Source organism: Aquamicrobium sp. (genome assembly GCF_023954335.1).
Lineage (GTDB): Bacteria > Pseudomonadota > Alphaproteobacteria > Rhizobiales > Rhizobiaceae > Aerobium.
This window is the reverse complement of record NZ_JAMLIE010000001.1, coordinates 1122146-1140861: the sequence shown is the minus strand read 5'-3', so window position 1 is coordinate 1140861 and position 18716 is coordinate 1122146. Positions and strand designations below refer to the sequence as shown.

Genomic DNA, 18716 nt, shown 5'->3' with positions numbered 1-18716 from the left:
CGCCGACATTTCGCGCCGCAACAAATTGTGTTGCCGCGGACCGCGCCGGAAGCAGGAACCAAATGGCCGCTCAATCGGTTTAAGCGTATTGCGCTCGCGCGTGGCCGTCCGGTCCGCGCACCCTGTTTCATTGACCTGCTGAGACACGAACAGAATGAACGTCAATATCGGTCCGAAACTTCGGTCTGATCCTCAAACCGCGCCTCGCGACAGCGAGGCTCCCATCCGCTCCCTCATCGCCCCGCATGGCGACCTGCGCCAACTCGGGCGCCTGCTGGCGCAAGGAATGGACGGGCTTCTCCTGCCCGGCTTCCAGCCCTTCGACCCGAAGGAGCGAACGGCCGAGAACGCCGCGCATATCCGCGCCGTCATCAACGCGCTCGACCGCGCGCAGCAGGCCGGCGAGAGCGTGACCCCGGCGGCCAACTGGCTGCTCGACAATTCCCACGTCGTCGAGGACGCCATCGTCGGCATCCGCCGCGACCTGCCGCCCCGTTTCTACCGGCAGCTGCCGCTGATGCCCGGCACCGAGGCACCGCGGGTGCTGGCCATCGCCTGGGCCTATGTGTCGCAGGCCGACAGCGCGGTGACGCAGGCGGGCTTTCGCGAGATCGTCGAGGGATATCAGGAAATCCAGCCGCTGCGCATCGGCGAATTGTGGGCGCTGCCGTCGATCCTGCGCTTCGTGCTGGTGGAGAACCTGCGCCGGCTGGCGCTGCGGGTGGCCCGGGCGCGCGCCATGCGGCTCGCCGCCAACGAGGTCGCCGACAAGCTGGCGACCGCCCCCGGCGGCACCGAGGCGGAAATCCTCGCCGCCCATGCCGAGCACGCGCGCGAGCGCACTTTCGCCACGCAGCTGCTGCACCGGCTGCGCGACGGCTCGCAGACCTCGCATGCCGGCCTCGCCTGGCTCGAGGCGGCGCTGGAAGCCGCCGGCACCGACGCAGAGAAGATCACCGCGGCCGAGCACGCCAACCTGTCGGCCGGCAACGTCACCACCAGCAACATCATCAAGGGGCTGCGCCTTCTCGACGACATCGACTGGACGGTCTGGTTCGAGGACGTCAGCGGGATCGACCGGCTGCTGCGCGAGCGCTCTGATTTCTCCGCGCTCGACTTCCCCTCGCGCGACGCCTATCGCCGCGCCATCGAGGAGCTGGCCAAGCGCTCCGGCAAGGACGAGCGCGCCGTCGCGCTGACCGCCATCGAGCTGGCCGGCAGCAAGGATGTCGGCGCGCTCCTCGTCGGCCCGCGCCGGCGCGAGATGGAGCGCGCCGTCGGCTACCCCCCCACCTTCGGCGAAAGGCTGCACCGGGCGGTGCGTCGCAGCGGCTGGGTGGGCGTGGTCGCGCCCGTCCTCGTGGTGACGGCGCTGTTCGTCACGGCGCTGTACCACGCGCTCGCCCCGGTCGGCCTCGACACGGGCGCGCTTGTCCTGCTGCTCGCCCTGTTCGCCGCCCCGGCGCTGGAGGCCGCGGTCGGCCTCTACAACACCGCCGTCTCGGCACTGGTCAAGCCGGCGCGGCTGATCGGCTACGAGTTCCGCGACGGCGTGCCGGCCGCGGCCCGCACCCTGATCGCGGTGCCGACGATGATCGGCAGCCGCGACGACGTCGAGGAGGCCGTGCGCAACCTCGAGGTCCACTACCTCGCCAACATGACCGGCGAATTGCATTTCGCCATCCTGTCCGACTGGCCGGACAGCGAGGTCGAGGAAACACAGTTCGACCGCGACCTCCTCGCCCATGCCCGCAAGGAGGTGGCCGCGCTCAATGCCCGCTATCCGAAGGAGGGCCATGCCCGCTTCTTCCTCCTGCACCGCCGCCGGCTCCACAACGAGGCGGAAGGCTGCTGGATGGGCTGGGAGCGCAAGCGCGGCAAGCTGCACGAGTTGAACGCCCTGCTGCGCGGCGACCACGACACCACGTTCCTGGCACCGGGCCTGGCACCGGGCCTCACCCCCGGCGAGGCGCTGCCGCAGGACGTGCAATACGTACTGACGCTCGACGCCGACACCCGCACCATGCGCGACGCGGCGGCCAAGCTCGTCGGCAAGCTCGCCCATCCGCTCAACCGGCCGGTTCTCGACGCGGCCGGGCGCAGGCTGACCTCCGGCTTCGGCATCCTCCAGCCGCGCGTCACCCCGTCGCTGACCACCGGCGACGAGGCCTCGTTCTTCCAGCGCGTCTTCTCGGCCAATCGCGGCTTCGACCCTTACGTTTTCGCGGTTTCCGACGTCTATCAGGACCTGTTCGGCGAAGGCACCTTCACCGGCAAGGGGCTCTATCACGTCGACGCGATGGAGGCCGCGCTCAAGGGGCGCATCCCCGAGAACGCGGTGCTGAGCCACGACCTGATCGAGGGCGCCTATGCGCGCGCCGCGCTCGTCAGCGACGTCGAGCTGATCGAGGACTATCCGACGCGCTATCTCGTGGACGCCTCGCGCCACCATCGCTGGGCGCGCGGCGACTGGCAGCTCCTGCCGTGGATTTTCAGTCCCGTCTCCGGCGTCTCCGGCCTGTCGCGCTGGAAGATGATCGACAATCTGCGCCGCTCGCTGACGCCGATCCTGTGGGTCTGCGCCTCCATCGCCGGCTGGACGCTGATGCCCTTCGCCTATGCCGCGCAGTGGCAGGCGCTGCTGATCGCCAGCCTGTTCCTGTCGCTGACCTTCGGCCTTCTCGATTCGCTCGTGCCGCGCGACGGGCGCTCGACCCTGTCGAGCCATTTCGCCGCCTTCGGGCGCGACGCAGCCTTCGCCAGCGCCCAGGTGGTGGCGAAGGTGGTGCTGATGGCCCACAACGCCTGGTCGATGGGCGACGCCATCGTGCGCACGCTCTACCGCCTCGTCGTCAGCCGCCGCCACATGCTGGAATGGCGCACCGCCTCGGCCGCCGCCCGCTCCAACGGACGCGACCTCATGAGCCACTACCGGGCTATGGCCGGGGCGCTGCCGATCGCGGCGGCCGGCGTCGCCCTGCCCCTTCTCAGCGGCTCGACCGGCACGCTCGTCGCCGCGTTCTTCGCCCTGATATGGGCCGGATCGCCCGCCTTCGCCTGGTTCATCAGCCAGTCGGCCGAGACCGAGGACAAGATCGAGGTCGCGCCCGGCGACGCCACGGCGCTGCGGCACATCGCGCGCCGGACATGGCTCTATTTCGAGACCTTCGTCACGGTCGAGCACAACATGCTGCCGCCGGACAACTACCAGGAAGACCCCGAGCCGGTGGTGGCGGCGCGCACCTCGCCGACCAATATCGGCGTCTACCTGCTCTCCGTCGTCTCGGCCCGCGATTTCGGCTGGATCTCCCTCGCCGAAACCGTCGAGCGGCTGGAGAAGACGGTCTCGACCGTCGAGAAGATGGAGCGCCATCGCGGCCATCTCTACAACTGGTACGAGACGCGTACGCTGAAGCCGCTCACCCCGCACTACATCTCCTCGGTCGACAGCGGCAACTTCGCCGGCCACCTCGTCGCCATCGCCGCGGCTTGCGACGACTGGGCGGCTGCGCCGGCGGCCCACCTCCAGGGCGATTTCGAGGGCATCCTCGACGCGGCCGCCATCCTCGAGGAAACGCTCGACATCCTGCCCGACGACCGGCGGCCGCTCCGGCCGCTGCGCCGGCGGCTCGCCGAGCGCATCGAGGGCCTGCGCCGCGCAGTCGAGACCATCCGCCGCGAGCCGGAGACCGCCTCGATCCGCGCCTTCAACCTGACCGTGCTCGCCGCCGACATCCGCAAGCTGGCGCGCGCGCTCGACGAGGAGATCGGCTCGGCGGCGAGCGGCGACCTCGTCCTGTGGAGCGAGCGGCTGGAAAAGGCGTGCGAGGGACACCTTGCCGACGCGCACACCGAGGAGACCGGCGTCGGGCGGCTGCGCCAGCGGCTCGTCTCGCTGCGCGACCGGGCGCGCCAGTTCGCCTTCGAGATGGATTTCGCCTTCCTGATGCGGCGCGACCGCAAGCTGCTCTCCATCGGCTACCGGGTCGAGGAGCACCAGCTCGACGAGGCGTGCTATGATCTCCTCGCCTCCGAGGCGCGGCTGACCAGCCTGTTCGCCGTCGCCAAGGGCGACCTGCCCGCCGAGCACTGGTTCCGGCTCGGCCGGCCGGTGACGGCCATCGGCTTCTCCGGCGCGCTGATGTCGTGGTCCGGCTCGATGTTCGAATATCTGATGCCGCCGCTGGTGATGAAGGAGCCGCGCGGCGGCATCCTCGACCACACCAGCCATCTGGTGATCCGCCGGCAGATCGCCTATGGCCGCCAGAAGGGCGTGCCGTGGGGCGTGTCGGAGGCGGCCTACAACGCCCGCGACCGCGAGCTGACCTACCAGTACACCAATTTCGGCGTGCCGGGGCTGGGCCTGAAGCGCGGGCTGGGGCAGGACACGGTGATCGCGCCCTATGCGAGCCTGCTCGCCGCCCAGTTCCGCCCGGCCGACGCGGTCGACAATCTCGAGCGGCTGAAGGCGCTCGGCGCACTCGGCCGCTACGGCTTCCACGACGCGGTGGATTTCACCCCCGCCCGCCTGCCGCAGGGCAAGAGCCACGCGGTCGTGCGCAACTTCATGGCGCACCATCACGGCATGTCCATCGTCGCTGTCGCCAACACCGTGTTCGAGGGGCGGATGCGCGAGCGCTTCCATTCCGACCCGGTGATCGTCGCCGCCGAGCTGCTGTTGCAGGAGAAGGCGCCGCGCACCGTGCCGTCGATGCCGATCCGCGCCGACTCCGGCGAGCGGGTCAAGCCCGCTTTCACCGACGAGCGGCCGGATTCGCGCCTGATCGAGGAGCCGCTGACCGCGCCGGTGGCGACCAACGTCATGTCGAACGGCTATTACAACGTCATGGTGACGGCGACCGGCGCCGGCTACAGCCGTGCCGGCGAGATCGCGGTGACGCGCTGGGACGGCGACGGGGCGGAGGAGCGCACCGGCACCTTCCTGTTCGTCTCCGACAGGGAAAGCGGCGAATGGTGGTCGGCCACCGCCGAGCCGAAGCGCGCGCCCGGCGAGACCGGGCACGCCTTCTTCTGCGACGACAAGGCGACCTTCATCAAGACCGTCGACACGCTGAGCACCGAGGTCGAGTGCATCGTGCTTTCGGAAGGCAACGGCGAGGCGCGCCGCATCACGCTGTGGAACGAGAGCGACCGCGACCGCCATGTCGAGGTCACCTCCTTCGCCGAGATCGCGCTCGCCTACGATATCGCCGACAGCGTCCACCCCGCCTTCTCGAAGATGTTCGTCAAGACCGACATCGACGAGGCCACCTCGACCATCTTCGCCGAGCGGCGGCGGCGCTCCGACGGCGAGCCGGCCATCGCGCTCGCCCATTTTCTCACCCATGGCGAAGGCGTCTCGCGCGAGATCGAGGCCGAGACCGACCGGCGCGCCTTCATCGGCCGCGGCCGCTCGCTGGCCGACGCCGCCGCCTTCGACCGCGGCGCGCGGCTTTCCGGCGCGTGCGGCTTCACGCTCGACCCGGCGATGGCGTTGCGCGCGCGGGTGCGGGTGCCGGCGCGCAAGAAGGTGTCGCTGACCTTCTGGACCCTGACGGCGGCCAACCGCGCCGACGTCGAGGCCGCACTTCACCATTTCCGCCAGCCCGACGCGTTCGAGCGGCAGGCGATGCTGGCCTGGACCCGCTCGCAGGTTCAGACGCGCCATGTCGGCCTCACCCTGTCGCAGGCGGCGGGCGTGCAGAAGCTGGCGCGCTACCTCCTCTTGCCTGGCGCTGCCTTGCGCGCTCCCGATACCGCCATCGCCGCCGGCCTCGGCCAGCAATCGGCGCTGTGGCCGACCTCGATCTCCGGCGACTACCCGATCTTCGCCGTGCGCATCGGCGACGTCGCCGACCTCGACATCGTCGCCTCGGCCCTGCGGATGCAGGAGTATCTGCGCGCGCGCGGCCTCGTCTTCGACCTCGTCGTGGTCAACGAGCAGGCCGCCTCCTACGTGCAGGACCTGCAACAGGCCATCGAGCGGCTGTGCGAGACCGCGCGCATGCACGGGCGCGAGCTCGGGCCGCGCCAGCACATCTTCGCCGTGCGCCGCGACCTGATGGACGACGTGACCTATGCGACGCTGATCGCCGCCGCCCGCGTCGTGCTGCACACGCGGAACGGCCCGATCCTTGACCAGATCGAGCGCGCCGAGGTAAGCGCCGTCCGGCGCGAGGCGGTGCCCCTGCCCGCCCCCGCCGGGGAGCCCGTTGCCGGCGAGCCGGCGGACGGCGGCGGCCTCGCCTTCTGGAACGGGTTCGGCGGCTTCGCCGAGGAGGGGCGCGACTATGTGGTGCGCCTTTCCGGCACGCGCACGACGCCGCAGCCTTGGGTCAACGTCATCGCCAACGAGAATTTCGGCTTCCACACCTCCTCGGAGGGCGCGTCCTTCACCTGGAGCCGCAACAGCCGCGACTTCCAGCTGACGCCGTGGTCGAACGACGCGGCCGTCAACCGGCCGGGCGAAGGCATCTACCTGCGCGACCTCGACAGCGGCGCGGCCTTCTCGCCCTTCGCCGGCCTGCTGCGCGACCCGGCGCTGACCTACGAGGTGCGCCACGGGCGCGGCGTTTCCTCCTTCACCGTCGAGCGCGGCGGGCTGACCGCCACCATCACCCAGCTCGTCGACCCCGCCGACCCGGTCAAGGTGCAGCGGCTCGACCTCAAGAACGATACCGGCGAGACGGTGCGGCTGCGCGTCTACGCCTATGCAGAATGGGTGCTGGGCAACAGCCGGCCGCGCAGCGCGCCGACCATCGTGCCCACCTGCGACACGGAAAGCGGCGTGGCGCTGGCGCGCAATCCCTACCATCTCGACTTCGGCGACCGCACCGCCTTCCTCGCCTGCGATGGAGAAGACCCGAGCTTCACCTGCGACCGGGCCGAGTTCATCGGCGCGGGCGGCTCGTCCGCCATGCCCGGCGCGGTGCTGAAGGGCACGGCCCTTTCCGGCACCTGCGAGCCCGGCCGCGACCCGTGCGCGGCGCTCGCCTGCACGGTCGAGATCGCGCCCGGCGGCAGCGCCGCCCTTCACGTCGTGCTCGGCGACGCCGGCTCGGCGGACGAGGCGGTGGCGCTGGCGAGAAAGCATCTCGACGCCGATTTCGGCGCGAGGCTCGCCGCCAACCGGCAATACTGGGACGCGTTCTCCGGCGCGCTCCAGGTCGAGACCGCCGATCCGGCCTTCAACGCCATGGTCAACACCTGGCTGCCCTATCAGGCGCTCGCCTGCCGGGTGAAGGCGCGGGCCGCCTTCTATCAGGCGAGCGGCGCCTACGGGTTCCGCGACCAGCTCCAGGACACGCTGGCGCTGATCGGCCACGATCCCTCGCTCGCCCGCGCCCAGATCCTCAACGCCGCCGGGCGGCAGTTCGCCGAGGGCGACGTGCAGCACTGGTGGCTGCCGCGCACCGGGGCCGGCGTGCGCACCATGATCACCGACGACGTGGTCTGGCTCGGCTATGCCGCGCACCACTACGTCAGGACGACAGGCGACCGCGCCATCCTCGACGTGTCCCTGCCGTTCATCGAAGGGCCGGAGTTGAAGGAGGGCGAGCACGACGCCTTCTTCACGCCGGAAACCTCCGGCGAGACGGTCCCGCTCTACGAGCACTGCGCCCGCGCGCTCGACCTCGCGGTGCGCCGCACCGGCGCGAACGGGCTGCCGCTGATCCTCGGCGGCGACTGGAACGACGGCATGAACCGGGTCGGCGAGAAGGGCCATGGCACCAGCGTCTGGCTCGGCTGGTTCCTGGCCAAGACGCTGCGCGACTTCGCTCCCCTCGCCCGGGAGCGCGGCGACGTCGCCCGCTCCGACGGCTGGCTCGCCCATCTCGAACGGCTGAAGCAGGCGCTCGAAACCCATGGCTGGGACGGCGAATGGTATCGGCGCGGCACGTTCGACGACGGCACCCCGCTCGGCTCGGCGCAATCGGACGAATGCCGCATCGATTCCATCGCCCAGTCATGGGCGGTGCTGTCGGGGATCGGCGACCCGGACCGCGCCGACGCCGCCGTGTCGAAGGCGCTCGACATGCTGGTCGACGAGAAGGCCGGCATCGCGCGGCTGTTCACCCCGCCTTTCGAGCACAGCGCACGCGAGCCGGGCTACATCAAGAGCTATCCGCCCGGCGTGCGCGAGAATGGCGGGCAGTACACCCACGGCGCGACATGGCTGATCGCGGCGCTCGCCGAGCTTGGCCGCGCCGACGACGCCTACCGGCTGTTCTCGATGGTCAACCCGGTGAGCCACGCGCTCGACGAGACGGCGGCCGAGCACTACCGGGTCGAGCCCTATGTGGTCGCCGCCGACGTCTATGGCGAGGGCGACAAGGCCGGGCGCGGCGGCTGGACATGGTACACCGGCTCGGCCGGCTGGCTCTATCGCGTCGCGGTCGAGAACATTCTCGGCATCGGCCGCGAGGGCGGGCGCCTTTATGTGAAACCCGCTCTTCCCGCCGCCTGGAGCGGCTTTACGGCGCGGCTGCGTGTCGGCCCTGCCAGCTACCGGATCACCGTCGAGCGCGGCCCGAAGGCGGGCCTCTTCGTCGACGGCAAGCCGGCAAAGGACGGTTTTGTGCCGCTGCACACTGGCGGTGAGTACGAGATAAGGGTCGTCGTCGGCTGATGCGCGGATCCCCTGCCGGACCCCGGTGCCGGTCCTGCCGGCGCCGGGCGCCCGTCGCTTGCCGCAACTTTGCCGCCATCTCGCCGTTATTCCTTTTATTTCAGCTTGTTACATCCTCACGAACCATATCCGTCTGTCGCCTTTCTTGTTCGCTCATGGGCAACCGAACGCCGCAATCATCATTGATGGCTGATGTAGTCGCGCATAACGTCCTGCGTTGTGCAATGCAGCAGACGCGTTGAGGAAGCCGATTGTCACTGTTTCAGGTTTACTGGCGGGCATTGTCCTACCTTGCCGCTGAAAAGCGGCGCGTCGTCATCATCTGCGCCGCCAACGCGGCGCTCGCGATGGCGATGATAGCCGAGCCGATCCTGTTCGGCCGGATCATCGAATCGATCTCCGACGAGGAAGGCGTGGCCGGCGAGGTCGCGGCATGGGCGGGGCTCGGCGTGTTCAATATCGTCGCCTTCGTCCTCGTCGCCCGCGGCGCCGACAGGCTGGCGCATCGCCGCCGCGCCGAGGTGCTCGCCGATTCCTTCGAGAAGGTCGTCTCCATGCCGCTCGCCTGGCATCACCGCCACGGCACGTCGCAGTCGCTGCACACGCTGCTGCGCGCCATGGAGACGCTGTTCTCGCTCTGGCTCGAGTTCATGCGCCAGCACCTGTCGGCGGCGGTTGCCCTGATGCTGCTCATCCCCACGGCGCTGACGCTCGACTGGCGCATGGCCGCGGTGCTGCTGGCGCTCGGCGCGTCCTATGTCGCGATCAGCCGCGCGGTGATGGCCAAGACCAAGGGCGGCCAGGCCGAGGTCGAGCAGCACTATCACCGCGTCTTCGCCCATGTCTCCGATTCGATCTCCAACGTCTCGGTGCTGCAGAGCTACGGCCGGCTGGCGCACGAGGCCGAGGCGCTGCGCCGCTACACGGCCGGGCTGCTCGACGCGCAGTTCCCGGTGCTGAACTGGTGGGCGCTGGCGAGCGCGCTGCACCGGCTTTCCGCCACCATCTCGATGATGGTGGTGCTGGGCATCGGCGCGGTTCTGGTCCAGCGCGGCCATCTCGGAATCGGCGACATCGTCGCCTTCGCCGGCTTCGCCACGCTGCTGATCGGCCGGCTCGACCAGCTGACCGGCTTCGTCAACCAGGTGTTCGAGGCGCGCGCCAAGCTGGAGCCGTTCTACGCGCTCGAGGACGCAGCTACGATCCGCGAGGACAGGCCGGGCGCGCGGCCGGTCGGGCGCCTCAGTGGCGAGATCGCCTTCGAGAACGTCTTCTTCCGCTTTCCCGGCTCCGGCGCCGGCGTCCACGACGTCTCGTTCCATGTCGAGGCGGGCAAGACGGTCGCCATCGTCGGTCCGACCGGCGCGGGCAAGACCACGCTGGTCAACCTGCTCCAGCGGGTGTTCGAGCCCGACGCCGGCACGATCCGCATCGACGGCATCGACATCTCGACCATCACCCGCGATTCGCTCCGGGCGCAGATCGCCACCGTGTTCCAGGATGCAGGGATGCTCAACCGCACCATCGAGGAGAACATCCGCCTCGGGCGCAACGCCGCGACCTATGACGAGGTCCACGAGGCGGCGACGGCCGCCGCCGCGCAGGACTTCATCCTCGCCAAGAGCGACGGCTACGACACGGTCGCCGGCGAACGCGGCGGCCAGCTTTCCGGCGGCGAGCGCCAGCGCATCGCCATCGCCCGCGCGGTGCTGAAGGACGCGCCGATCCTCGTGCTCGACGAGGCGACCAGCGCGCTCGATGTCGAGACCGAGGCCCGGGTCAAGGCGGCCATCGACCGGCTGCGCGCCGGGCGCACCACCTTCGTCATCGCCCACCGGCTCTCGACCGTCTGCGACGCCGACCTCGTCATCTTCATGGACAAGGGCGAGATCGTCGAGATCGGCGGCTATCGCGAGCTTGCCCAGCGCGACCAGGGCCGGTTCGCCGCGCTCTTGCGCGCCGGCGGCCTGCTCGGCGGGGCCGACAGGCTGCACAGCGTGCCGATGGACCTCGCGACGCAGCAGCCGCCCGAAGCGGCGTAGGCAGCCCTCCCCAACGAAAACGGCCGGCTGGAGATCATCCAGCCGGCCGTTTTCTTTTCCGGTCGCCCGTGTCTATGCGGCTTCGTCGGCCGAGGCGGCGTTGAGCAGGCCGTAGCGCTCCTCGCCGATCTTGCCGAGCAGCTCGAGCTGGGTTTCGAGGAAGTCGATATGGCCTTCCTCGTCCTTCAGCAGCTCGTCGAACAGGGCCATGGTGACATAGTCGCCCAGCTCGTCGCACAGCTCGCGCGACTTCTTGTAGGAAGTGCGGGCGTCGTATTCTCCGGCAAGGTCGGCTTCCAGCACTTCCTTGACGTTCTGGCCGATCCGCAGCGGACCGACCTTCTGCAGGTTGGGGTGTCCCTCGAGGAAGATGATGCGCTCGACGATCCTGTCGGCGTGGTGCATTTCCTCGATCGATTCGGCACGTTCTTTCCTGGCGAGCTTCGCGTATCCCCAGTCGTCGAGCAGGCGATAGTGCAACCAGTACTGGTTGACCGCCCCCAGCTCGAGGAACAAGGCTTCGTTAAGCCGCTCTATGATCCGTTCGTCGCCCTTCATGGCTCAAGCTCCCGTACTGGCCGCGCAAACCACGCACGCGGTCCAGGAATGGTACGATCTCGGCTTCCATGCCGCCGAGACGGCGATGGTAGTCTTCGGTTACCCGAATGATCGTTTCCACCACATTTGGGAAGCAGCCGCAACAGCGGCCGCGCTTGTTGAGCGTGTGATAAACTTTCGCAGGCACGATGAGCTGCCACGGATCGGAATCGAGAAGCTCGACGATCGTGTTCTCGATCTCCTTCTGGGTGATCACGTTGCAGTGGCAGACAAGCATCGATCTACTCGCTGGGCCGCCGCTTGAGGGCTGGCCGGGCTAGACCGCCTCAACGGAGGGCGGCGGGGACGTTCGGAACCTCGATCTGGCCGGCGGAGGCCTGCGCCTGTTGCCGCGCACCGGGCGCGGGCAGAAGGAAGACCGCCGCGGTCAGCAGCGTCGTGGCGAGCAGCGGCGACGCCGACGCCGCCTTGCGCCTCGCTGCCGAAACGAGGCCGTGGCGCGGGCGGACCGCATAGGCAGCCATGGGGGAAGATTGCATCTCCTGCCTCCAATCGAACGGGTTCAAGGCCCAGACATCAAAGGTGCGCGAGCGCGCGGCGCCCATAAAGCCTCCTCGGCGCGGCGGTGTCAATCCAAACCTGACAAGAATACTCATAATAGATTTGGAACGATTCCAAACTGCCGGCCGGCGGCCTCGCCGCGAGGCGGGAACCCGGCTTTCCTTCATGACGGGCTGCGACAAAAAGTGACTCTATGTCGCGGGGGAAAACGCACGCAATTCAGCTAGTTGCCTCATCCTGGCCGCTTTGCCGCGGCTTGCCGATACACGCGATGTAACAATGCCGGCATTCGGGGGAACCGATGCGGCCCTGAAGGCTTTCGTACCGTATGAGCACCCCTGCCCTCACCGTCCGCGACACCCGTATCGATGTGTTGAGAGCGCTCGCGCTCCTCACCATCTTCATCAACCACGTACCGCAGAACCTGATCGAGCCGCTGACGACGAAGAATTTCGGCTTCTCCGACGCGGCCGAGGCGTTCGTGCTGATCTCGGGCGTGTCGGCGGCGCTGGCCTACGGCGGAAAGTTCTCCGCCGGCGCGGGGCTGGCGACGTCGCTGAAGATGTGGCGGCGCGCCGGCGTCCTTTACATCGCCCAGCTCGGCACGACGATGGCGACGCTCGCCATCTTCGCCTTCTTCTCGCTGCACTACGCCGTGCCGGAGCTGATGACGCAGATCAACATCCGCCCGGTGATGGACGACACCGCCGCGGCGCTGGTCGGCATCGCCACGCTCGGCCACCAGCTCGGCTACAACAACATCCTGTCGATGTATGCCGTGGTGCTTCTGCTGCTGCCGGCCTTCCTGCTGATCGGCCGCGCCTTCGGGCTCGGGGCGATGGTGGCGGCGTCGGGCGCGGTCTGGCTCGCCGCCGGCATCTGGCGCATCGGCCCGCCCAACTATCCCAATGACGGCATATGGTTTCTCAACCCGCTGTCGTGGCAGTTCCTGTTCGTCGTCGGCGTCGCGGCGGCGCTGCATGTCAAGCGCGGTGGCCGCCTGCCGCAGAGCCCGTTTCTGGCGCTGTCGGCCGCCTTCTACCTGCTGCTCTCCTGGGCGTGGGTGAAGATCCCGCTCTGGGGCATCGACACGTCGTTCGGCCTGCCGGCGGTGCTGACCGGCTTCGACAAGACGTTCCTGTCGGCCCCGCGCCTGCTCCACGTTCTGGCCGCCGCCTATCTCATCGCCGTGCTGCCGCGGCTTTCGAACCTCTTCCGCCTGCCTTACGCCAACCCGCTCGCGGTGATGGGCCGGCACGGCCTGTCGGTGTTCGTGCTCGGCACGATCCTGGCGATGGCGGCCCAGGCCTGGCGGATGGTCCACATCCCCTCGGCGACAGGCGACCTGACGATCCTCGCCACAGGCATCTTCCTGCAGTTCGCGCTCGCCTATTACATCGAGTGGTATCGCGGCGTGGCCAATGGCTGGCGGACGGCCCCGACATCGGGCATACCGCCCTATCATGACGCCCGCCCTGCCCCCCCTGCCCGTCACGGAGGCGCTGCCGCGCCTGCTGCGAGCCCTGTCCGCAGCTAGCAGCGCCGTCCTCGTCGCGCCGCCCGGCGCCGGCAAGACGACGCTGGTGCCGCTGGCGCTGCTGGACGAGGGCTGGCGCGGCGACGGCCTCATCCTGCTGCTCGAGCCGCGGCGGCTCGCCGCCCGCGCCGCGGCGCGGCGCATGGCCGCGCTGCTCGGCGAGGAGCCGGGCGCGACGGTCGGCTACGCCATGCGCATGGAAAGCCGGACTTCCGCCGCAACCCGTATCCTCGTCGTCACCGAGGGCGTGCTGGCGCGCATGATCCTCGACGACCCCGAGCTGCCCGGCATCGCCGCCATCCTGTTCGACGAGTTCCACGAGCGCTCGCTCGACGGCGATTTCGGCCTCGCGCTCGCGCTCGACGTGCAGGGCGCGCTCCGGCCCGAGCTTCGCCTTCTCGTCATGTCGGCGACGCTCGACGGCGCGCGGGTGGCACGACTGCTCGGCGACGCGCCCGTCATCGAGAGCGAGGGGCGCTCGTTCCCGGTCGAGTTGCGCCACGCCGGGCGGGCAGCCGAGACCCGCATCGAGGAGGCGGTGGCCGCCGCCTGCCGGCAAGTGCTCGCCGAGGAGGACGGCAGCGTGCTCGCCTTCCTGCCCGGACAGGGCGAGATCGAGCGCACCACCGGGCTGCTCACTGGCCGCCTGCCCGGCGATGTCGACATCGCCCCGCTCTATGGCGGACTCGACGGCAGGGCGCAGGACGCGGCGATCCGCCCGGCCCCGGCGGGCCGGCGCAAGCTGGTGCTGGCGACCTCGATCGCCGAGACCTCGATCACCATCGACGGCGTGCGCGTCGTTATCGATTCCGGTCTCGCGCGCCTGCCGCGCTACGAGCCGGCGACGGGCCTGACCCGGCTGGAGACGGTGCGCGCCTCCCGCGCCTCGGCCGACCAGCGGGCGGGGCGCGCCGGCCGCACCGCGCCGGGCGTCGCGATCCGGCTGTGGCGGGCCGAGCAGACAGCGGCGCTGCCCGCCTTCACGCCGCCGGAGATTACGGAAGCCGACCTTTCCGGCCTCGTCCTCGATTGCGCCGCCTTCGGCGTCTCGGATCCCGCGACGCTCTCCTTCCTCGACCCGCCGCCGGCGCCGGCGCTCAATGAAGCGAGGACGCTGCTGCGCAACCTCCACGCGCTGGACGACGAAGGCCGGCTGACCGACGCGGGCCGCGCCATGCGCCGGCTTTCGCTGCCCGTGCGGCTGGCGCACATGGTGGCCGAGGCCGGCGACAAGCGCAGGGCGGCCGAGCTCGCCATCCTCGTCACCGAGCGCGGACTGGGCGGCACATCGGTCGATCTCGACCGGCGGCTCGCCCGGTTCCGCGGCGAGCGCGGCCAGCGGGCCGAGGGCGCGCGGACGCTGGCGCAGCGGCTGGCGCGGCAGGCGGGCGGCGGCAAGACCGGGGCGGACGGCGCCTCGGACGATGCCTCCACTGGCGCGCTGCTGGCACTCGCCTATCCCGACCGGGTGGCGAAGGCGCGCGGCGAGCACGGCCGGTTCGTGCTGGCCAACGGGCGGGGCGCGATGCTCGACGCCGCCGATCCGCTGGCGGGCGAAGCCTTCCTCGTCGTCGCCGACCTTCAGGGCAAGGCGCAGAATGCCCGCATCGCCCAGGCCGCCGCTATTACCGAGGAAGACGTGAGGAGCCTGCTCACCGAGCGGCTGGAGACGGAGAGGCAAACCGTCTTCGACGCCGACAAGGGTGCGGTGCGGGTGCGCGAGACAGTGCGGCTCGGCGCGATCCTTATGTCGGAGCGCCAGCTTCCCGCGCCGAAGGGCGCGGACGCCGACCGGGCGGTGATCGAGGCGATCCGCGCGCACGGGCTTTCCCTCCTCGACTGGGGCAAGGGCGCGCAAAGCCTGCGCCGCCGGCTCGCCTGGCTCCACAAGGGGCTGGGCGCGCCATGGCCGGACGTGAGCGACGAGGCGCTTCTCGCCCGGCTCGACGACTGGCTACTCCCGTTCCTTTCCGGCGAGCCGTCGCTGGCGCGGATCGGGCCGGGCGCGCTGCATGACGGGCTGATGGCGCTGGTGCCGCACGAATTGCAGCGCAAGGTCGATGCGCTCGCGCCCACCCATTATGCCGCGCCGTCCGGCAGCACCGTGCCGATCCGCTACGAGGAGGACCAGCCGGTGCTTTCGATCCGGGTGCAGGAGCTTTTCGGGCTCGACCGCCATCCGGGAATAGCCGGCGGCACGGTGCCGCTGACGCTCGAGCTCCTGTCGCCCGCCCATCGCCCGATCCAGACCACGCGCGACCTGCCCGGCTTCTGGCGCGGCTCGTGGGCCGACGTGCGTGCCGACATGCGCGGGCGCTACCCCAAGCATCACTGGCCGGAAAACCCGCGCGAGGCGCAGGCGACCAGCCGCGCCAAGCCGCGCGGCTGAAGCCCCTACCGCCTCGGCAGGCCGGCGAGAACCGTGTTCAGGAACGAGGCGAGGTCGTCGGTGACGAAATCGACGTCGTCCTCGTTGTTGACGTCGCGCTCCCATATCTCGGAGAAGGTCGGCTCGAAATTGTTCGGCACGATCAGCACCGTGGTCATGCCGAGCCGCTTCGGCACTTCGAGGTTGCGCGCCAGATCCTCGAACATCACCGCGTTCCGCGCATCGACCCGGTGCAGGCCGACGAACTTGTCGTAGGTCGCGGCGGCCGGCTTCGGCGTCAGGTCGGCGGCGACGATGTCGAAGATGTCGTCGAAATGGTCGAGGATGCCGAGTTGGCGGGCCGTGCGCTCGGCATGGCGGCGGTCGCCGTTGGTGAAGATGAACTTGCGCCCCGGCAGCGCCTCAATCGCCGCGCCCAGCGCCGGATCGGGCGCGACCCACGAATAGTCGATGTCGTGGACCTTGTTCAAGAAATCGTCGGGGTCGATGCCGTGGCGAACGATCAGCCCGTTCATCGTCGTGCCGTATTCGAGATAGAGCTGCTTCTGGAGCTTGCGCGCCTCCTCGCGCGAAAGCTGGAGCAGCTCCGAGACGTAAGCCGTCATGCGCACGTCGATCTGCGAGAACAGGTTCGTCTTGTGCGGATAGAGCGTGTTGTCGAGGTCGAACACCCAGTCGGTGACATGGGTGAAGCGTTTGGGATCGGGGGTCTCGGTCATGGCTTGTGCCTAGAGCATTTTGCAGCCGGACGAAATCGTCCAGAGTCGCATAAATGCGGCTAAATCAAACAGCGGGAGCAACGGGCATTTGAATGCCCGCTGCTCTAGCCGATTTGCACGGCCGAATGAAGCGCGCGGCGGCGGGATAAACCGCGATATTTCAAATTTGCCGCATCGGGGAAAGCGAGGGTTCACGTTCGTCTGGCAAGTAGCCGCCGCAACGTAAGGATCACCCATGAAGAAGGTTCTCGCCAAGGCGACGCTGACCGCCATCCTCTCGGCTACAGCGTCGCTCCTTCTGGTTCTGACGATCGTGCCGGCCATCGGCGGCGTGGTCGAGGGCAGCGCCCTGCTGATGGCGGTGTTCTGCACGCTCGCCATCGCGCTGCCGGGCAGCGCCTACACCTTCCTGCAGAAGAAGAAGCTGGCCGACGCGCTGGGCGAAGTGACGGCGGCGCACGAGCGGCTCGCCAGGGCCCATGCGGAGCTGGCGCACGCCCATGCGCAGCTGGCGGAAAAGGCCCGCCACGACGACATGACCGGGCTGCTCAACCGCGAATCGTTCTTCACCGCGCTCAAGGGCACCCGCCGGCGCAGCGACACCGGCGTCATGCTGATCATCGACGCCGACCACTTCAAGTACATCAACGACACGCACGGCCACGCCCAGCGCGACGTCGCGCTGCTGATGATCGCGGAGGCGATCCGCTCGGGGGTCCGCGCGGGCGACATCGTCGGCCGCATCGGCGGCGAGGAGTTCGCAGCCTTCCTGTCCGGCGCGACGCAGGACGAGGCGCTGATCGTCGCCGAGCGCATCCGCCTCGGCGTCGAGGGGCTGCGCTTCTCGCCCGGCGAGGGCAAGTATCTGCCGCTGTCGGTCAGCATCGGCGCGGCGCGGCTTCGCCCGCATCTGTCATGGTCGCAGCTGATGCGCGAGGCGGACAGCCGCCTCTACGAGGCGAAGGCGCGCGGCCGCAACCGCGTCGTCTTCGAGAACCCGGAAAAGGCCGCGGCCTGAGCCGGGCCGGCAAGGCGGAAAAAGACCGGTCTTACTTCTGGCGCGCCTTGCGCGCGGCATAGCGCGCGTCGCGCTTGGCCTTGCGCTCCGCCTCGTCGGCGACCACACGCGCCACCATGTCCTGCTCGGCCTGGGCCTTGGCCTCCGCTTCGGCCCGGGCGGCCGCCTCGGCCGAAGCTTCGCGCTCGGCGCGCTCTCGCTCCTCCCGCTCCGCCCTCAGGCGCTTCTCCTCGCGGCGCTCGGCCTCGCGCTTCTCGCGCGCCTCCGCGGTCGCCTTCCTTTCGGCGGCGCGCGCCTTGACCGCGGGATCGTCCGCCGCCGGCCTCGCCTTGAACTTCTCCAGCAGGGCCTTCTTCGCCTCGTCGGCCGCCTGCCTGCGGTCCGCGAAATTCCTTTCCTTGTAGATCGCCACTCTTCGTCTTCTCCGTCGCGGGCAATGAATTCGCGATCTTAATGATCGCTGCAACGCCGCAATTCAAGACCGAAAAAGCGCGAAAGGGCAAAGAGAGGCGGGAAAGGCCGGGTTCAGCGCACCGCGCCGACCAGCATGTTCTGGTCCTCGATCAGCGTCACCCAGCGTCCGGTGTGCTCGCTCGACTGCCGCTTGAGATAGCGGTAGCCGGTCTCGTACCACAGGCGGAGCTCGTCGTTGAGGTTGTCGAGGATGAAGTCGCCCTTGTCGGTGCGCAGCGTCAGGACGGCATGGCCCTCGCCGTCCTGCTTGCGCACGACGGTGATGAGCAGGTTCGACAGCGACACGCCGATGGCGGCGAGCTGCCGGCGCTTCTCGAGCACGTAGTCCTCGCAGTCGCCGACGCCCTGGTCGGGATAGGCCCAGACCTCGTCGCGGCCATAGATGTCGAAGTCGCTCATCGGCTTCACCGCCGCGTTGACCGCGGCGTTGATCGCGGAAATGGTCTCGCGCAGCGCGTCGGTCAGCGCCAGCGGTCCGGGCCGCCGCGTGCGGATGGCGCATTCGTCGGCATTGGCGCGGCAGAACTCGTAATGGCCGATCGGCTGCGAGGTCATCCCTCCGGTCGCCATCGTGCCGGGACCTGCCGCTTGGGTGGTCGTGCCGGTGGTCGCCGTCAGGGCCAGCGCCGAAACCGCGAACATGCCCAGCCGCCACCTGCTGAATGTGGCCATCATCCGCCCAAAACCCCGATCTCACCGATTCTTTTAGCCGTTAAAGAAACGTTAAGGGGCAGTCGGGCGGCTCGTCAATTGACGGAAGCGTGAGAAGGCGGCCTTGCCGGAGGATAG

11 protein-coding genes are annotated in these 18716 nt (G+C 69.3%); 5 read left to right on the top strand and 6 right to left on the bottom strand.

All coding sequences use genetic code 11. The features are described from left to right. Positions 1–154: 154 nt before the first annotated feature. Together M9945_RS05585 and M9945_RS05580 are read left to right on the top strand one after the other, a co-directional pair. Positions 155–8629, top strand: a complete 8475-nt coding sequence (locus M9945_RS05585) for a glucoamylase family protein (protein WP_367943751.1) — start codon at positions 155–157, stop codon at positions 8627–8629. Between the two features lie 251 nt (positions 8630–8880). Then, positions 8881–10671 carry a glucan ABC transporter ATP-binding protein/ permease gene (locus tag M9945_RS05580; protein ID WP_367943750.1) on the top strand — a complete coding sequence of 597 codons (1791 nt, stop codon included), beginning with the start codon at positions 8881–8883 and terminating at the stop codon, positions 10669–10671. Between the two features lie 72 nt (positions 10672–10743). Here the strand turns inward: M9945_RS05580 and bfr are convergent, their stop codons facing one another. The 3 genes from bfr to M9945_RS05565 are packed head-to-tail and all read right to left on the bottom strand — an operon-like array spanning position 10744 to position 11834. Then, positions 10744–11229, bottom strand: a complete 486-nt coding sequence (gene bfr / locus M9945_RS05575; RefSeq protein ID WP_367943749.1) for a bacterioferritin — start codon at positions 11227–11229, stop codon at positions 10744–10746. Then, positions 11195–11506, bottom strand: a complete 312-nt coding sequence (locus M9945_RS05570; protein WP_367943748.1) for a bacterioferritin-associated ferredoxin — start codon at positions 11504–11506, stop codon at positions 11195–11197. Before M9945_RS05570 ends, bfr begins: the two co-directional genes overlap by 35 nt. Before the next feature lie 49 nt (positions 11507–11555). Next, a complete protein-coding gene (locus M9945_RS05565; RefSeq protein ID WP_367931055.1) occupies positions 11556–11834 on the bottom strand; it encodes a hypothetical protein in 279 nt (92 codons plus the stop codon). Positions 11835–12118: 284 nt separating this feature from the next. On the opposite strand from M9945_RS05565, the gene M9945_RS05560 reads away from it, so the two are divergent. Both M9945_RS05560 and hrpB read left to right on the top strand, forming a co-directional pair. Next, complete coding sequence (locus M9945_RS05560; RefSeq protein ID WP_367943747.1) at positions 12119–13327, top strand: OpgC family protein; 1209 nt, start codon at positions 12119–12121, stop codon at positions 13325–13327. After that, the gene (gene hrpB, locus M9945_RS05555) at positions 13254–15716 is read left to right on the top strand and encodes an ATP-dependent helicase HrpB (RefSeq protein WP_367943746.1); all 2463 of its coding nucleotides are present in this window, start codon (positions 13254–13256) and stop codon (positions 15714–15716) included. The genes M9945_RS05560 and hrpB overlap by 74 nt, the downstream gene beginning before the upstream one ends. Positions 15717–15721: 5 nt before the next feature. Here the strand turns inward: hrpB and M9945_RS05550 are convergent, their stop codons facing one another. Further along, positions 15722–16435: a pyrimidine 5'-nucleotidase gene (locus M9945_RS05550; protein WP_367943745.1), complete on the bottom strand. Its 714-nt coding sequence runs from the start codon at positions 16433–16435 to the stop codon at positions 15722–15724. A gap of 235 nt (positions 16436–16670) precedes the next feature. Here M9945_RS05550 and M9945_RS05545 point away from each other — a divergent pair, with 235 nt between their 5' ends. After that, complete coding sequence (locus M9945_RS05545) at positions 16671–17453, top strand: GGDEF domain-containing protein (protein ID WP_367943744.1); 783 nt, start codon at positions 16671–16673, stop codon at positions 17451–17453. Positions 17454–17484: 31 nt separating this feature from the next. Here the strand turns inward: M9945_RS05545 and M9945_RS05540 are convergent, their stop codons facing one another. Both M9945_RS05540 and M9945_RS05535 read right to left on the bottom strand, forming a co-directional pair. Further along, complete coding sequence (locus M9945_RS05540; RefSeq protein WP_367943743.1) at positions 17485–17865, bottom strand: DUF6481 family protein; 381 nt, start codon at positions 17863–17865, stop codon at positions 17485–17487. Positions 17866–17978: 113 nt separating this feature from the next. Continuing rightward, the gene (locus tag M9945_RS05535) at positions 17979–18497 is read right to left on the bottom strand and encodes a transglutaminase-like cysteine peptidase (RefSeq protein ID WP_367944771.1); all 519 of its coding nucleotides are present in this window, start codon (positions 18495–18497) and stop codon (positions 17979–17981) included. Between the last annotated feature and the right edge of the window lie 219 nt (positions 18498–18716).

What these genes read in the sequence shown, in the direction of transcription:
- M9945_RS05585 (WP_367943751.1), top strand. Translation starts at nt 155, where the DNA reads ATGAACGTCAATATCGGTCCGAAACTTCGGTCTGATCCTCAAACCGCG.
- bfr (WP_367943749.1), bottom strand. Translation starts at nt 11,229, where the DNA reads ATGAAGGGCGACGAACGGATCATAGAGCGGCTTAACGAAGCCTTGTTC.
- M9945_RS05570 (WP_367943748.1), bottom strand. Translation starts at nt 11,506, where the DNA reads ATGCTTGTCTGCCACTGCAACGTGATCACCCAGAAGGAGATCGAGAAC.
- M9945_RS05565 (WP_367931055.1), bottom strand. Translation starts at nt 11,834, where the DNA reads ATGGGCGCCGCGCGCTCGCGCACCTTTGATGTCTGGGCCTTGAACCCG.
- M9945_RS05560 (WP_367943747.1), top strand. Translation starts at nt 12,119, where the DNA reads ATGAGCACCCCTGCCCTCACCGTCCGCGACACCCGTATCGATGTGTTG.
- hrpB (WP_367943746.1), top strand. Translation starts at nt 13,254, where the DNA reads ATGACGCCCGCCCTGCCCCCCCTGCCCGTCACGGAGGCGCTGCCGCGC.
- M9945_RS05550 (WP_367943745.1), bottom strand. Translation starts at nt 16,435, where the DNA reads ATGACCGAGACCCCCGATCCCAAACGCTTCACCCATGTCACCGACTGG.
- M9945_RS05545 (WP_367943744.1), top strand. Translation starts at nt 16,671, where the DNA reads ATGAAGAAGGTTCTCGCCAAGGCGACGCTGACCGCCATCCTCTCGGCT.
- M9945_RS05535 (WP_367944771.1), bottom strand. Translation starts at nt 18,497, where the DNA reads ATGGCGACCGGAGGGATGACCTCGCAGCCGATCGGCCATTACGAGTTC.